Source organism: Pilosibacter fragilis, assembly GCF_032490495.1.
GTDB classification, from domain to species: Bacteria; Bacillota; Clostridia; order Lachnospirales; family Lachnospiraceae; genus Pilosibacter; species Pilosibacter fragilis.
This window is the reverse complement of record NZ_JAVYJB010000016.1, coordinates 15,469-28,486: the sequence shown is the minus strand read 5'-3', so window position 1 is coordinate 28,486 and position 13,018 is coordinate 15,469. Positions and strand designations below refer to the sequence as shown.

Annotated in this window: 19 protein-coding genes and 2 tRNA genes; all 21 read left to right on the top strand. The window is 49.8% G+C overall.

Annotation, left to right across the window (positions count from 1 at the left end):
- Nucleotides 1–87 precede the first annotated feature (87 nt).
- The 21 genes from ABCW45_RS13615 to ABCW45_RS13515 all read left to right on the top strand — a co-directional run bounded on the left by ABCW45_RS13615 (nucleotide 88) and on the right by ABCW45_RS13515 (nucleotide 13,015).
- Entirely contained in the window at nucleotides 88–513 is a 426-nt protein-coding gene (locus ABCW45_RS13615; RefSeq protein WP_117484088.1) for an RNA polymerase subunit sigma-70, read from the top strand.
- A 146-nt stretch (nucleotides 514–659) separates the two neighbouring features.
- A tRNA-Lys gene (locus ABCW45_RS13610) sits at nucleotides 660–732 on the top strand.
- 2 nt (nucleotides 733–734) lie between these two features.
- Nucleotides 735–808: transfer RNA gene (locus ABCW45_RS13605), tRNA-Ser, on the top strand.
- A 331-nt stretch (nucleotides 809–1,139) separates the two neighbouring features.
- Nucleotides 1,140–2,084 (top strand): hypothetical protein, encoded by a 945-nt coding sequence (locus ABCW45_RS13600; protein ID WP_117484089.1) that lies wholly within the window; start codon nucleotides 1,140–1,142, stop codon nucleotides 2,082–2,084.
- A 6-nt stretch (nucleotides 2,085–2,090) separates the two neighbouring features.
- The gene (locus tag ABCW45_RS13595; RefSeq protein WP_117484090.1) at nucleotides 2,091–2,726 is read left to right on the top strand and encodes a hypothetical protein; all 636 of its coding nucleotides are present in this window, start codon (nucleotides 2,091–2,093) and stop codon (nucleotides 2,724–2,726) included.
- A gap of 115 nt (nucleotides 2,727–2,841) precedes the next feature.
- Nucleotides 2,842–3,330, top strand: coding sequence for a hypothetical protein (locus ABCW45_RS13590; RefSeq protein ID WP_343221031.1), 489 nt, complete (start codon nucleotides 2,842–2,844; stop codon nucleotides 3,328–3,330).
- Complete coding sequence (locus tag ABCW45_RS13585) at nucleotides 3,302–4,225, top strand: PBSX family phage terminase large subunit (RefSeq protein WP_343221030.1); 924 nt, start codon at nucleotides 3,302–3,304, stop codon at nucleotides 4,223–4,225. The genes ABCW45_RS13590 and ABCW45_RS13585 overlap by 29 nt, the downstream gene beginning before the upstream one ends.
- Nucleotides 4,147–4,467, top strand: a complete 321-nt coding sequence (locus tag ABCW45_RS13580; RefSeq protein WP_343221029.1) for a hypothetical protein — start codon at nucleotides 4,147–4,149, stop codon at nucleotides 4,465–4,467. The genes ABCW45_RS13585 and ABCW45_RS13580 overlap by 79 nt, the downstream gene beginning before the upstream one ends.
- Nucleotides 4,468–4,478: 11 nt before the next feature.
- Entirely contained in the window at nucleotides 4,479–5,969 is a 1,491-nt protein-coding gene (locus tag ABCW45_RS13575) for a phage portal protein (RefSeq protein WP_117484091.1), read from the top strand.
- A complete protein-coding gene (locus ABCW45_RS13570) occupies nucleotides 5,935–6,573 on the top strand; it encodes a phage minor capsid protein (protein WP_343221028.1) in 639 nt (212 codons plus the stop codon). The genes ABCW45_RS13575 and ABCW45_RS13570 overlap by 35 nt, the downstream gene beginning before the upstream one ends.
- Nucleotides 6,563–7,387, top strand: a complete 825-nt coding sequence (locus ABCW45_RS13565; protein ID WP_343221027.1) for a polymorphic toxin type 50 domain-containing protein — start codon at nucleotides 6,563–6,565, stop codon at nucleotides 7,385–7,387. Before ABCW45_RS13570 ends, ABCW45_RS13565 begins: the two co-directional genes overlap by 11 nt.
- 3 nt (nucleotides 7,388–7,390) lie before the next feature.
- Nucleotides 7,391–7,624, top strand: a complete 234-nt coding sequence (locus ABCW45_RS13560; RefSeq protein ID WP_117484093.1) for a hypothetical protein — start codon at nucleotides 7,391–7,393, stop codon at nucleotides 7,622–7,624.
- Nucleotides 7,625–7,843: 219 nt separating this feature from the next.
- On the top strand, nucleotides 7,844–9,088 hold the full coding sequence (locus ABCW45_RS13555; protein ID WP_343221026.1) for a DUF2213 domain-containing protein: 1,245 nt from the start codon (nucleotides 7,844–7,846) through the stop codon (nucleotides 9,086–9,088).
- The gene (locus ABCW45_RS13550) at nucleotides 9,088–9,591 is read left to right on the top strand and encodes a structural cement protein Gp24 (protein WP_117515385.1); all 504 of its coding nucleotides are present in this window, start codon (nucleotides 9,088–9,090) and stop codon (nucleotides 9,589–9,591) included. The genes ABCW45_RS13555 and ABCW45_RS13550 overlap by 1 nt, the downstream gene beginning before the upstream one ends.
- Before the next feature lie 13 nt (nucleotides 9,592–9,604).
- On the top strand, nucleotides 9,605–10,645 hold the full coding sequence (locus ABCW45_RS13545) for a DUF2184 domain-containing protein (protein WP_343221025.1): 1,041 nt from the start codon (nucleotides 9,605–9,607) through the stop codon (nucleotides 10,643–10,645).
- An 11-nt stretch (nucleotides 10,646–10,656) separates the two neighbouring features.
- Nucleotides 10,657–10,959: a hypothetical protein gene (locus tag ABCW45_RS13540; protein ID WP_120040506.1), complete on the top strand. Its 303-nt coding sequence runs from the start codon at nucleotides 10,657–10,659 to the stop codon at nucleotides 10,957–10,959.
- A 5-nt stretch (nucleotides 10,960–10,964) separates the two neighbouring features.
- Nucleotides 10,965–11,501, top strand: coding sequence for a DUF4054 domain-containing protein (locus ABCW45_RS13535; protein ID WP_117484098.1), 537 nt, complete (start codon nucleotides 10,965–10,967; stop codon nucleotides 11,499–11,501).
- A complete protein-coding gene (locus ABCW45_RS13530) occupies nucleotides 11,491–11,898 on the top strand; it encodes a hypothetical protein (RefSeq protein WP_343221024.1) in 408 nt (135 codons plus the stop codon). Before ABCW45_RS13535 ends, ABCW45_RS13530 begins: the two co-directional genes overlap by 11 nt.
- A gap of 4 nt (nucleotides 11,899–11,902) precedes the next feature.
- Entirely contained in the window at nucleotides 11,903–12,400 is a 498-nt protein-coding gene (locus ABCW45_RS13525) for an HK97 gp10 family phage protein (protein ID WP_144364530.1), read from the top strand.
- Nucleotides 12,397–12,855 (top strand): phage tail terminator family protein, encoded by a 459-nt coding sequence (locus ABCW45_RS13520; RefSeq protein ID WP_343221023.1) that lies wholly within the window; start codon nucleotides 12,397–12,399, stop codon nucleotides 12,853–12,855. The genes ABCW45_RS13525 and ABCW45_RS13520 overlap by 4 nt, the downstream gene beginning before the upstream one ends.
- Complete coding sequence (locus tag ABCW45_RS13515; protein ID WP_118322441.1) at nucleotides 12,830–13,015, top strand: hypothetical protein; 186 nt, start codon at nucleotides 12,830–12,832, stop codon at nucleotides 13,013–13,015. Before ABCW45_RS13520 ends, ABCW45_RS13515 begins: the two co-directional genes overlap by 26 nt.
- The last annotated feature ends 3 nt before the right edge of the window (nucleotides 13,016–13,018 follow it).

The window sequence follows — 13,018 nt, the reverse complement described above, 5'->3', positions numbered from 1 at the left end:
AGGGCAGACATAGCTGGTCGGCAGCGCACCCAGCGTACATGGGGACAAGCCTTTGCCCGGATCCGAGATGGCGAGGAGGTGATTCCAATGGACAAGGAGATTCTGAAACAGTACATAGATGCCTGTGAGCTGGTGAAGGAAGCGAAGGAAGACATCCGGAAGCTTAAAAAGAACAGAAAGCGGATTGAGCAGGACCGGGTGACCGGCTCTGCTCATGAGTTTCCGTATACGAAGAAAAGCTACCACATCGAAGGTCTGGCTTATCCGATTGTGAAAGATCCGGACGAACTGGACCGCAGAGAGGAGATCTTGAAGACCAGAATCCAGAACGCGGAGCGGATCAAGCGTGAGGTGGATGCCTGGATGCTTACGATCCCGCAGAGGATGCAGCGGATCATCCGGTATCGCATCTTTGAGGAGCTGCCATGGGGAGAAGTGGCGATTAAGATGGGGAGACGAGCAACAGCGGACAGTGTAAAGAAAGAATATCAGAGATTTATGGATGAAAAATAAAAGTTTGTCCCGAATGTCCCAAATGTCCCGACTCAAAATGTTATAGTGTAACCTGAAGCCAAAGGCATACAGCCCGGCGGCTTCCTACATCCTCCTCAAGTGAAGGTATACGTGGGCGGCCGTTAGGCAGAGCGGTCGCCAATTATCAGGGCGTAGCTCAGTAAGCAGAGCAGCTGATACTTAATCAGCGTGTCGAGGGTGCAAGTCCTTCCGTCCTGGTTCGCGGAGTAGAGCAGTCTGGAAGCTCGTCGGGTTCGATTCCTGAAGGTCACTGGTTCAAATCCAGTCTCCGCAATATTGGCGATTGCCTTTTAGGCGATATGCCTGAATCCGTGATATCAGATAGCGGATATATCATATACTGGAGCGATCCAGTACATCTGAAATACCTGGTTTCGGGATTCTCCACCCAGACATTCCAGGTATGCAGGGCATCCTTGAAAAAGGGTGCCTTTTTGCATGTAGAAAAAGAGCATGAAATTTTGGTGATGATTACGCTTGCCATAAACGAACGAATGTTCTGTAATGCAAACACAGATAAACATATGGTAGTTAGCTACTAGTTATGGCATTTTCAGTACGACATGTGGTATAATGTAAAAAAATGTCGGATTGGAGAGTGCGATATGGCAGAGAAACAAATGACAATAGCAGATTTGAATGTAGTTTTCGGAAAAGAGGAGGAACCATTATTAAAAAGAATGGATGACATCGTTTTACCTGCGTTGCAAAGTGGTATAATTCGACCGGCATCCGAAAATACGAGATTTTTGTTTGAAGATTGTCAGATTGTAGAAATGAACGGAGAATTAGTTTTAAAGGGGATTATTATAAAAGATACTATACTGGATGTTATGTCTGAGTATACGGAAGCAGGGTTGAGAAAAACTGATAAACATTTTCCGTCATCCCCTTATTCAATATTTATGATTTTTTTGAAAAATCATAGAATGGTTATAGTAAAAAATCAGAGTGGAAGTCCAGATATCAGGAGCTTCAAGACGTCTTTTAAATATATATTAGGAGAATATGCACTTAGGATAAATAAAGAACGAAAAGAAATGAATATGGAATTATTACCCTACGCTAAAGTGACGGCTACAGGAATAAAAACTTCTGAAAGTGTAAAAAAAGTATTAGAAGATGTTGAGAAAATAACAGAATTATCGTTCCGATTCTATCCGTTGAATTCTGAGTGGGATTATGATCCTATTTTTGGTGGAATTGATGAAGCGATAAGAAAGGTAATTAGAAGTAAAGGCGGAAGAATGGTTTTTCCCTCACCGCAGTCAAAAGATGGGGTTGCAGATGTTATAGAAAAAACAGAGGGCCTAGTAAAGACAAAAATGAAAGTGAAATATAAAGATGATTCCGAGAAGGGGAGTAGTAAACGAACTGGAACCATTAAAGATAATGAAATTTCTAGTGTAAATGACATTGAGGTCTCGGGTGAATTAGATGAAGCATTCGATGAAATAATGTCATATAAAAAGAGCTTTAAATCATTGAATGTGGAAAGCCCGAATAATATTATTTTATATGATGAATATAGGAAGAAAAAGAATTGGTGATAGTTAATGTATGAGAAGGCCATTGAAAACCTAAAAGAGATTGGATCAAACAGAAAATTAGACAGATTATTGATTCAATCAATGTCAGAGATAAAATTGAATAAAAAAAGTATGGTTCAATATGTGGTTTCTATCACGCTTGCAGCTATAGCAGCATATGTTATAGTATATAAGAGTGATACCGTAGAATTGTTTACTAATGCAGTAGATGTAATTAATAATACTTCTTTAGCGTTGATTGCAATTGTATTTGGAACATATTCGATCTTTCAAGCGCTAATGACAGATACAGTAATATGGGCGTTGTTATTAAGTGAAAAGAATCTGCTGAATGTAAGCAATAAGTCTTTTCTGCATTTGATAATTCTTTTCTTGATAGAAATTATGATGAACATTGTATTGTTGATTATTATGCCGGCAATTCCGAATGAATTTTGTATATTAGATAATTTAGTAAGAGCAAATTCGGTTGCATTTATTCTCATGCTCATATATTTTGGGTTCTGTTTCTTGCTTTTTTATGAAATAAAAAATTTTGCAGTTAATTTGTATCAAATGTTCAATGTTTATAATATTTATAAAGGAATAGAACTTGTGAAAAAAAATATTGGAGAACAAGAGGAAAAGGAAGAGGAAGGGTAGTTTATTTTTGCTGGCTGGAAGATGTTTTCAATATAAGTAGATAGAGTAGAAAGGAGCCACCACCGCGTGGCTCTTTTCTTTTACCCAAAATCAGACAGATTGGAAGGTGAGGTGAGTGGCCAACAATGAAAACTTAAAACCTGTACGAACCAAGAGCGAAGCAAGAGAACGTGGGAGAGCGGGCGGCAAGGCATCCGGGGAAGCCAGACGCAGGAAAGCGGACTTCCGGAGGACACTCAACGCCCTTCTCACGACAGAAATAGATAGCACGGAATGGACGCCTATCCTGAAGGCAATGGGGCTGGACTCCACCCTGGAATCAGCGGTCAACATGGCGATGATCAAAGAGGCCTTGGCGGGGAACGTGAAAGCGTATGTGGCGATCAAGGATGTTCTGGGGCAGACCTCCAAGTCGGATATCGATCTGGAAGAGCAGCAGCTCCGCATGGCAGCGACCAAGTCGAAGCTGGGAACCGATGTGGAGGAAGAGCCGGAGGACGACGGATTCCTGGATGCATTGAACGAATCCGCTACGGATGACTGGGATCCGGGAGCAATGGAAGGAGAAGACGGAGATGATGAAGAAGAAACGACCGATATTTAAGTTTCAGCCATTCTCGAGGAAACAGCGTCAGATATTCACCTGGTGGGCGGACAAGAGCCCGGTAAAGGATGCAGTCGGCATTATCGCGGACGGAGCGATCCGTTCCGGAAAGACCGTCAGCATGAGCCTGTCCTATGTGATGTGGGCGATGTCAAAGTATGACGGCCAGAACTTCATCATGGCGGGGAAGACGATAAGCTCCTTCAAGCGAAATGTGCTGCAGAACCTCAAGCTGATGCTGACCAGCCGCGGGTATCACTGGATCTACCACATCTCCGGAGAATTTCCGAACATGCTGGAAGTCACCAGAAACGGCAAGACCAATTATTTTTATATCTTCGGAGGCAAGGCCGAAGGTTCCCAGGACCTGGTACAGGGTATCACGGCAGCGGGAGCCTTTTTTGATGAGGTCGCCCTGATGCCGGAGAGCTTCGTCAATCAGGCAACGGGCCGTTGCTCCGTTGAGGGCGCGACCTGGTGGTTTAACTGCAACCCGGCGGGACCGATGCACTGGTTCAAGCTTGAGTGGATCGATAAGCGGAAGAAAAAGAGGCTCCTGTACCTTCACTTTACGATGGATGACAACTTAAGTCTTTCGGAAAAGGTCAAGGCAAAGTACCGGGAGATGTACGCCGGTGTCTTCTACCTGCGGTACATCAAGGGCATGTGGGCCGTGGCGGAAGGTTTGATCTACACGATGCTCACGAAGGAGAACCTGTATACGAACGGTGATCGTCCGGCAGGCCTGAAGAGCACGGCAGCAAAGACGATCACCGTGGACTACGGTACCACAAACCCCTGCGTATTTCTGGAGGTGTGGGACGATGGGGAGACGTTGTGGATCCGTCAGCGGCATCCTTTATTGCAGAGCTCCGCAGCCGTGGCGTGTATGTAAAACCGGCGAACAACGAGGTGGAGGACGGGATCCGCGTGGTCGGATCGCTCTTGGCAAAGCGGAACATCCGGATCAACAAAGAAAACTGCAAGGGACTGCTCGGAGAGATGCGGTCCTACGTCTGGGACGACAAGGCGGCAGAGCGGGGCGAGGAAAAGCCCGTGAAGCAGAAGGATCACGGCCCGGATGCGTTAAGATATTATTGCTATACGGTCCTTCCAAAGTGGCGGATCGGGGCATAGGAGGAAGTTAAATGTCAAAGAAAAGGACATCACGCCAGACAAGGGCGGCTACAAAACAAAATATGCATTCGAGGGCGCCCGTCATGACGATGGACGCCTTTTCTAATCCTGCGGCAAGGATCGGATTCGGAACGCTGGATCTTCTCCAGGCAACAGAGTACCCGATGACCCGGATGACACAGAACTATCAGCTTCTGACAAGCCTGTACCGGGAAAACTGGATCATCCAGAACATTATCTCAACGATCCCGAACGACATGATGAGGAAATGGTACGACTTGAGGACCAGTGTGGCACCGGAATACCTGAAGCAGATGACACAGTTAGAGCGCCGGACACAGATCCGGAAGAAGCTGCTCCTTGGAATGTACTGGGGACGGCTCTACGGCGGCGCGGTGGGCGTGATCCTGATCAAGGGACACAACGACATGAGCCAGCCGCTGAGCCTTGACACGATCATGCCGGGAAGCTTTCTTGGACTTCATATTCTGGATCGTTGGAACGGAGTGTACCCGGAAGGAGAGCTTGTCACGGATCCGGAAGATCCAGACTTCGGGCTTCCGATGTTCTACACGGTCCGGAATGATGAAACAGGGACCATGGTGGCGAGAGTTCATCACGGCCGGGTGATCCGGTTCATCGGCAGGGAGCTTCCATGGATGGAGCAGGTGACCGAGCAGTACTGGGGGGAGTCGGAGGTTGAAGCGATCTATGAGGAGCTGACCCGCCGGGACAACGTGGCCGGGGACATTGCGGCACTTACATTCCGGGCGAATATCAACTACCAGGAGACTGACGGACTGGATCAGCTGCTTGGATCCGCGAATGCTGAGATCCAGCGGCGCTTCTGGAATACACTGGCAGCCCAGTCCGTGATGGAGAGCAACTTCGGAACCCGGATGATCAACAAGGGGGATGCGATCCACAATACCCAGTACACCTTTACCGGACTTCCGGATGTCTATGACCGTGTCATGATGGACGTGGCCGGAGCCGCAAGGACGCCAGTGACGAAGCTGTTTGGACGTTCGCCTGCTGGCATGAACTCCACCGGAGAATCCGACCTGAAGAACTATTATGATTACATCGATGGACTGCGGGAGACGGAACTCCGGGGAATCATTGAACGGCTGCTCCCGATCATGGCGCTATCGGCATGGGGCAGGATTCCGGACGATATGGACATCGACTTCCCGCCGATGCAGACGCCGGATGCGAAAGACGTGGCGGAGATCACAGAGCGGAAGAGCAATGCGGTCCTTGCGGCATATCAGAATGACCTGATTGATGCGGCAACCGCTATGCAGGAACTGAAGAGTCTGTCCGATGAGACAGGACTTTACAGCAAGATCACGGATGAAGCAATCGAAGCCGGGAAAGGAAAGTTCTACTCGGAGTCCCGCAGCATGCAGGATCCTATGGCGGGCTTTTCCTTCCCAGGAAGCACAGGGGAGGCTGATGTAGGCGATGGCAATGAAGATCCGGCCGCCGGAGAAGGCTGATGTTACAGCGCTGCTTCGAAATCTTTTCCTCCGAACAGAGCAGGAACTGATCAGAGAGATCACCCGGAAACGTGCCGCAGGGCATGTAGAATATGCCGAGGTAGCGGCGCTGGATCGGGTCCAGAAGATCCTTCAGAACATGGTGGACACCTCCTGGAGCTATGTGCCAGTGATGATCGAAAAGATCTTTTATCACTCGGATAAAGATGCCGCCGGGTATACCAACGCGAGGACGATCACAGGAACACGCTCCGTGACCCAGATCGCCATTATGGAGCAGTTGGCGAACAATCTTCAAGGGGAACTCATGGAGATGGCGGGAACGGCGAAGAGGAGCGTTGAGAACGTGTTTACGATCGCAAGGCTGGAGAATGATCCGTACCGGAAACTGGCATTGGAACAGATCCTCCGGCAGGAGGCAGCAGGAAAGCCGTGGATCAAGAGCAGTCAGGATCTTGTAAAAGAGATGGAGACGAACGGAATCACCGGCTTTACGGACAAAGCTGGACGGAAATGGAGCATGCAGGCTTACGGTAACATGGCGGTCCGGACGACGGCCAGACAGGCGGAAGTGGCAGCACTCCTGACATCCGATGAAATATGATCTCTGGCAGATCACGAAAGTCGGGACAACCTGTCCAGTATGTGCGCCGTTAGAAGGGCGTGTGTACTCGAAGAGCGGCACCAATCCGGATTATCCGCCGTTAACGGTAGCGTTTGGGAAGGTCGATCCGTATGGGAGTAATGATCTGTCGAACACCTACTTGAACATCCATCCGAACTGCCTGCACAGCCTGGTCAAGTACACTACGATCGGCAAAAGCGCGGAGCGGATCCAGAAGGACAAGGACTTTTCAAGCATCGAAAAGAATCCTCTGAGCCGGGATCCCCGGACGAAGAAGCAGATCGCGGCATACCGGGAAAAAGAGAAAAATCGGCAGCAGCTCCTTCGGGATATGAAGCAGCATAAAGAGTATCGGTCCATTCTGGGGAATGATATACCGAAAGACTTTGCGAAGTTCAGGGAATTGAAGTATAATAATGCTGAGAAATGGGATAAGATCCATATCCTGTATCAGGATGATAAACTGAAAAAGAAGATACGTTCTCCTGAAGTCAATAAGACGATAGAAGAAGGAAAGCAGGGTAAGCATATCCTCGGACACAAAAATTACAAAGATGGCCGTAGTTATTTGAAGGTATCTGCGGAAGAAGCACAGCGATTAGTTGATCAATATGCCGGAACAGGTCAAATAAAACGTGACAGCAAGGGACATTGGACGAATAAAGAATTTGTATCGGCGGACCATATAATTGGCGTTGTCGTGGATGCAAATACGGGAGAAACCATAGAAACTTCAAGATTTTCGATTCATTATTCGAAAAATGGTGTCCATATAGTGCCGAGAAAGGAGTAAGCTATGTTGGTAGGCAAGGAGCTTGAAATGTATCAGGTTCAAGGGAAAAAGGTGCAGATTTATTTAAATGACGGATCAGAATTGGTTGGAATGTGTACGGAATTTTCTTCGGCATACGATAATGATCCAGAAGAGGCAAGTATTACTCTGCACAGACCGTTAAAGGATGGAAAAGAACTTCCGTGGGAAACAGAAGTGATGGAGCATGAAATTAAAGAAATCAAAATAACAGATTAGTACCACCAGTCAGAAATGGCCGGTGGTATTTTTATACCCATTTTTAGGTGTTGCGACGTCGCAACAAACAGGGAGGTGATCGCAATGGGAATTTTCAAGTGGGTCAGACAGCATCGGTGTAGCCGTCACTACTGCAAACACTGGAGCCGGGATTCCGGCCTGTATGGTGGCTATGTGAAACGCTGCGCGAGGTGCGACAAGACAGAAAGGTGGAAATAGATGCTTGCGTATTACGGATATACGATAAGCCCAAACCAGCTCGAGACTGGCGAGGGCTTTTTGATTTGTAAGAATGTGCCAATTGCCCGCACCGGAACGCAGGACTATCTCGGAAGTGAGCTGGGGCTCTCCGGTGGGGATTCCGGCCGGATCATCGCTGTCATCCGTTCGCCGGATGAAGTGTTTTCCGAGGCGGCCCTGGCGTCTTTTGAGGGCAAGCCGGTGACAAATGATCATCCGCCGGGACTGATCGGACCGGATGACGTGAAAAACTACGAGATGGGGCATGCACAGAATATCCGCCGGGGAACCGGTGAATGGAAGGACTTCATGATAGCGGACCTTCATATCCACGACAGGGACCTGATCAATGCGATCCAGAATGGAAAGCGGGAGATCAGCTGCGGATACGAATGTGATTATGCGAAGAATGAGGATGGCACATACAGCCAGAAAAATATCAGAGGGAATCATGTAGCGGTAGTGGACCGGGGAAGAGCCGGGAAGCGGGCCGCTATTTTAGATTCAGATAAAAACAAAAAGGCAGAAAAGCTGGAAAGGAAAACAATGAGCAAAAAGGGATTATTTTTCAACCTCTTCGGACAGGCCGTCAAAGATAAGAGTCCGGAAGAGATCCAGCAGCTGGCCATGGATGCTGCGGCCGCGTTAGATGCGGAGGAGACAAAAGGCAAGGAGGGAGCGACCCCGGAGGGGGAAAAGACGTCAGAGGAGAAGCAGGGAGAGACAGGAAAGGCTCCGACCAAGGACGCCGCGTTTCTGGATGCCCTGGATAAGAAGATCGACAGACTCTTAGAGGTCCTTGATAAAGCTCCGGAGGAAGAAAAGAAGGATCCGATGGACGAGGCCATCAAGGCATTAGAGGGAACCGAGGACGCTGATCCGAAGGGAGAAGAAAAGAAAGAGGGCGAGGCAAAGGTCGTTCCGGCAGAAGAGATGGATGGAGAATCTTCAGAAGGTATGGACAAAGCAGTAGCTCTCGGAATCTTAAAGGCAATGCGTCCGACCGTGGCCGCGATCCAGGATCCGGTACAGAGACAGGCTGTTTCTGATGCGCTGATCAAACTTGTTACCATAAACGATTCGAAGAGCGATATCAGCGCGATCTTAAATGCATCCCGCGCGAACGCAAAGAATGCAGCTGATAAAGCGCCGGTCATGGATGTGGACCAGTGTCAGGCCGCTTATGACGCAAGAAACCCGCACAAGAGAAAGGAGAATAACTGATGAGAGGACAGGTAATTGGAAAGAGCATGCCGCACGGCTATGCCGGAAGCTATGCAAGACAGGCAGATATGGTGGTAGACACCCATCCGAGCGAAGGTGAGATCGCATTCGGTGCGCCGGTAGTACTTGGAACCGCGGGAGCAGTAAAACCGTGGGAAGCAGCATCCACAGCGGCGAAGTTCGTCGGTGTCGCACTTCGTGAGGTAAAATCCGCAACGGATTATATGAACCAGAACGAGGGCGGATATCACAAAAACGAAGCCGTGCCGGTCATGAAGCGCGGCTGTGTGAACGTGATCTGCCAGAATGGCACACCGGCACCGGGCGGAAAGGTCTATATCCGCACCGTGGAAAATGAGTCTTACCCGAAGGCAGTTATCGGAGGCTTTGAAGCGGCAGCAGATACCGGAAAGAACGTGGAACTGACAAACGCACAGTGGAAGGGAAGCGCAGATGCCAATGGCGTGGCAGAGATGCGGATCCTGACCATCTTAAACGCATAGGAGGGAACGAGACATGGCATTTAAGAATGTAGGTACATACAACTTAGATAAAGCGGTGAGCGGCTCTGCCGGAACTGCAAACGCAGGTGCATTTACAATGGACGCTGCCGGAATTGCCTCCGGACAGGCGTTCCTCACGGCTGAGCTTGAGAAGCGTGATACGCTCGTTCGGACACCGCTCACAAGCTTCACATACGCAAGAGATATCCCGATCCGTGTTGGCGGCGGCTGGGCAGAGTTTGTTTCCGCGATGCAGGTGGGTTACGGCATCACTGGAGGCTCCGGGGATAACCTGATGCATTCCGGCGGCGCGAACGGGATCCCGATGGTGCAGGCAGACTTCTCGAAAGGACAGTATAAAACTCATATGGTTGCCGCAGGTACCCGTGTGATGTGGGTCGATCTGCAGCGTGGCAATATGACCGGACGCAACATGGACAGTCTCCTTCGTGACGGCCTGCGCCTGACTTACGACAAACACATGGATGAGAATACCTACGTGGGATTTTCCAGATTTGGCACCACAGGCTTGTTAAACAATCCGGATGTCACCGTAACAAACGCGGCATCCAATGGCGCAACGACATCCAGTACAAAGTTCAAGGACAAGACGCCGGATCAGATTTTAAAGGACATCAACGAGGCGATCCTCTTAGCGTGGAATGCCTCCGAGAACGATAATGCAGCGATTCCGAACCATATCATCATGCCGTATGAGCAGTTCAATTATCTCGCAACCACAAAGGTGACAGATCTGGCAGAAAAGACGATCTTAACCTTCCTGCTCGAGAACAACGTTGCCAAGCAGAACGGATCCGATCTTGTGATCGCAGCAACAAAGTGGTGCAAGGGAGCCGGAGATGCAGGGGTGGATCGTATGGTGGTCTATCGCAATGAGGAACGTTTCCTTGCGATGGATGAGCTGGTACCGCTGACGAGAGCCATGACAAGCTCCAACACTAATGACTTCTGCTTTGACACTGCCTATGCCGGAAACCTGTCCGAGGTAGAGATGTTCTACGACCAGACCATGCTCTATGTAGACGGAATTTAAGGAGGGAACACATGTTTATTATAGCGAAAAGAAATTATCTGGTGAGACGGGCCGATGGCTCGTTTTACCGGATCGAAAAGGATTATATCGGAGAGATCCCGGAGGATGTCGCAGAGAGTGAGCTCGTCCAGAGAGCGATCGTCGGCGGTAATATTGCGGTTCCGGGCGGTACCAAAGACAAGGAGCTCTATAAGGCAGATGATGCGGCGGCAGAGCAGGCAGCAGAATATGACATCCGTCCTGACACTGAGAAACCTGCGGCGGAGGAAGAGGCTAAGAAGTCTGTAAAAGCGAAGAGTACAAAGAAAGAGTGATGCCTATGTGGCCGTATGGAAGCACAAACCCGATGACAGCAAAGTTTCAGGCGGCAAAAGAGCAGGCGGCGAACCTTATACAGCCGGGAGAGCGGGGAGCTTACACGGAAGAGATGTTCCGGGAAGACTTCCCGCAGTTTACGAAGAAAGTCACTCCAGAGAATGATGGGGATCCCGAAATTCAGGATCTTCTTCCGCAGGGGATTCTTCAGATGTTTCTGGAACAGGTCAATGACAGTGTCCTTCCATCGCGCTGGGGAAGCATGTGGCGTTACGCCGCGGGGCTTTACCTGGCGCATTTTGCGGCGATGTACTTAAAGACATACGCTCCGGAGTCTTCCGGGGCGGCACAGGCAGCCGCAAAGGCACAGCCCGCAGGAGTCATTAAGAGTGCCACTATGGGAGACACATCTGTCAGCTATGACAATTCCGCGGTGACGATCGGAACGGAGAAGTGGGGCAGCTGGAACGCCACACAGTACGGCCAGCAGCTTGCAACACTCGCCCGCTTGGTGGGGATGGGAGGCATGTATGTTATTTGATAATCCGATTTTTGAAGGCTGGTACACGGATCTTATGGACGTTTTCCGAGTAGTTGCTGTGAAGGATGGAAGTATTTCCAGGCAGGAACGGAAAAAGGTTGCGGAGAAGATCCCGTGCCGCGTATACCACACAGGAACCGGGAGCCCGAGCACCACCGACAATGCCGCCAGGATCAGAGGAGAGGATAAACTCTCCTGTGATCTTTCTGTGGACATTCAGGCCGGAGATGAGTTGTATGTGATCCGCGGGGGAAATACCGGTCATGCAAACGAGCCGGAACGGTATCTCGCCGGACCACCGCAGGTTTATTACGATCCGATCGGCGGTGCGCTCACAGGTCTGGAACATAAAGAGGTGACACTCTTAAGAGAAAACCTGATCGGATCCGGGAGGTGAACAGATGTCAAGCTTCGGAAGCCAGATGAGAAAACGCCTGGATGAACTGAGAAGAGCCGGGGAGAATGTCCCGAAGATCATGGCAGAAGTCGCGGAAGGCGCTACGATCGAGGCGGTCCGTGTGGCCGCAGAGAAGACCCCGCCGAATGACGGAACACTGGCCGGCACCAACATGCGAAGCGGTCAGATGGCACAGCACTGGGCGACTGACAGCGTGACAACGCCGGTCGTGACAGGCGGCAGTGTCCGGACGGAACTCAATAACAACATGCAGTACGCATCCTATGTGAATGACGGACACCGGGTCGATAAACATTTCGTTCCGGGTCTGATCATCAATGGGAATCTCTTGGAGCGGAGTCCGGATGGATCCGGCGGTATCATGGTCGGAACCAAAACGAGCTATGTGCAGGGGAAATACATGAAAGAGGCAGGAATCGGAAGATACCGGGATGTGGTCCGGACGGAACTGGAAAAACGGGTAGAGGAGGCGTTCAAATGATCTTTTCCTTACATCATGTGATCGACAGCCTGGCCGGTATGCTTACCGGAGCATATCCGGACTATCCGGTATATGACAGCCCAAACCAGCAGGGAACGAGTTTTCCCTGCTTCTTTCTTTTCTGCATGCCGTCCACGATCGAGGAGCATGTGGGAAACCACTATTTCCGTGATCTCGGCGTGGATCTTGTCTTTGTACAGCAGCGGAACCTGGTAAATGGAAACCGGAAGATCCATGAGATCGCGGAGTTTCTGGACCGGAATCTGGATCCGTTCCCATACACAGACGGCAGCGGAAAGAGCGTTCCGGTTCCGGTGTATGATCAGCAGTGGAATATTGAAGATGAAGAGCTGCATTACCAGTTCCATATCCGGACGCGGATACTGGTGGAAGAAACGGAAAACCTGATGCAGGAGATGGAGGAGAACAATGTCGGTATCAAAGAAAACGACTAAGAAAACGGAGGAAAAGAAGTACTCCACAGAGAAACTTTTAAAAAGCCGCCGTCTTGCGGCATATCAGCCGGATTTCGCCAGGGTGATCCTGAAGGAACCGGAATACACGATCTCTGAGGCGGTTGACGCCCTGGAGACAGCTTTGAAAGGAGGCAGATAAAAC

Coding starts and splice junctions, on each gene's coding strand:
- ABCW45_RS13595 (WP_117484090.1), top strand. CDS start 2,091: ATGTATGAGAAGGCCATTGAAAACCTAAAAGAGATTGGATCAAACAGA.
- ABCW45_RS13555 (WP_343221026.1), top strand. CDS start 7,844: ATGCTTGCGTATTACGGATATACGATAAGCCCAAACCAGCTCGAGACT.
- ABCW45_RS13575 (WP_117484091.1), top strand. CDS start 4,479: ATGTCAAAGAAAAGGACATCACGCCAGACAAGGGCGGCTACAAAACAA.
- ABCW45_RS13545 (WP_343221025.1), top strand. CDS start 9,605: ATGGCATTTAAGAATGTAGGTACATACAACTTAGATAAAGCGGTGAGC.
- ABCW45_RS13570 (WP_343221028.1), top strand. CDS start 5,935: ATGGCAATGAAGATCCGGCCGCCGGAGAAGGCTGATGTTACAGCGCTG.
- ABCW45_RS13530 (WP_343221024.1), top strand. CDS start 11,491: ATGTTATTTGATAATCCGATTTTTGAAGGCTGGTACACGGATCTTATG.
- ABCW45_RS13585 (WP_343221030.1), top strand. CDS start 3,302: ATGATGAAGAAGAAACGACCGATATTTAAGTTTCAGCCATTCTCGAGG.
- ABCW45_RS13535 (WP_117484098.1), top strand. CDS start 10,965: ATGTGGCCGTATGGAAGCACAAACCCGATGACAGCAAAGTTTCAGGCG.
- ABCW45_RS13520 (WP_343221023.1), top strand. CDS start 12,397: ATGATCTTTTCCTTACATCATGTGATCGACAGCCTGGCCGGTATGCTT.
- ABCW45_RS13560 (WP_117484093.1), top strand. CDS start 7,391: ATGTTGGTAGGCAAGGAGCTTGAAATGTATCAGGTTCAAGGGAAAAAG.
- ABCW45_RS13525 (WP_144364530.1), top strand. CDS start 11,903: ATGTCAAGCTTCGGAAGCCAGATGAGAAAACGCCTGGATGAACTGAGA.
- ABCW45_RS13615 (WP_117484088.1), top strand. CDS start 88: ATGGACAAGGAGATTCTGAAACAGTACATAGATGCCTGTGAGCTGGTG.
- ABCW45_RS13550 (WP_117515385.1), top strand. CDS start 9,088: ATGAGAGGACAGGTAATTGGAAAGAGCATGCCGCACGGCTATGCCGGA.
- ABCW45_RS13515 (WP_118322441.1), top strand. CDS start 12,830: ATGTCGGTATCAAAGAAAACGACTAAGAAAACGGAGGAAAAGAAGTAC.
- ABCW45_RS13540 (WP_120040506.1), top strand. CDS start 10,657: ATGTTTATTATAGCGAAAAGAAATTATCTGGTGAGACGGGCCGATGGC.
- ABCW45_RS13600 (WP_117484089.1), top strand. CDS start 1,140: ATGGCAGAGAAACAAATGACAATAGCAGATTTGAATGTAGTTTTCGGA.
- ABCW45_RS13565 (WP_343221027.1), top strand. CDS start 6,563: ATGAAATATGATCTCTGGCAGATCACGAAAGTCGGGACAACCTGTCCA.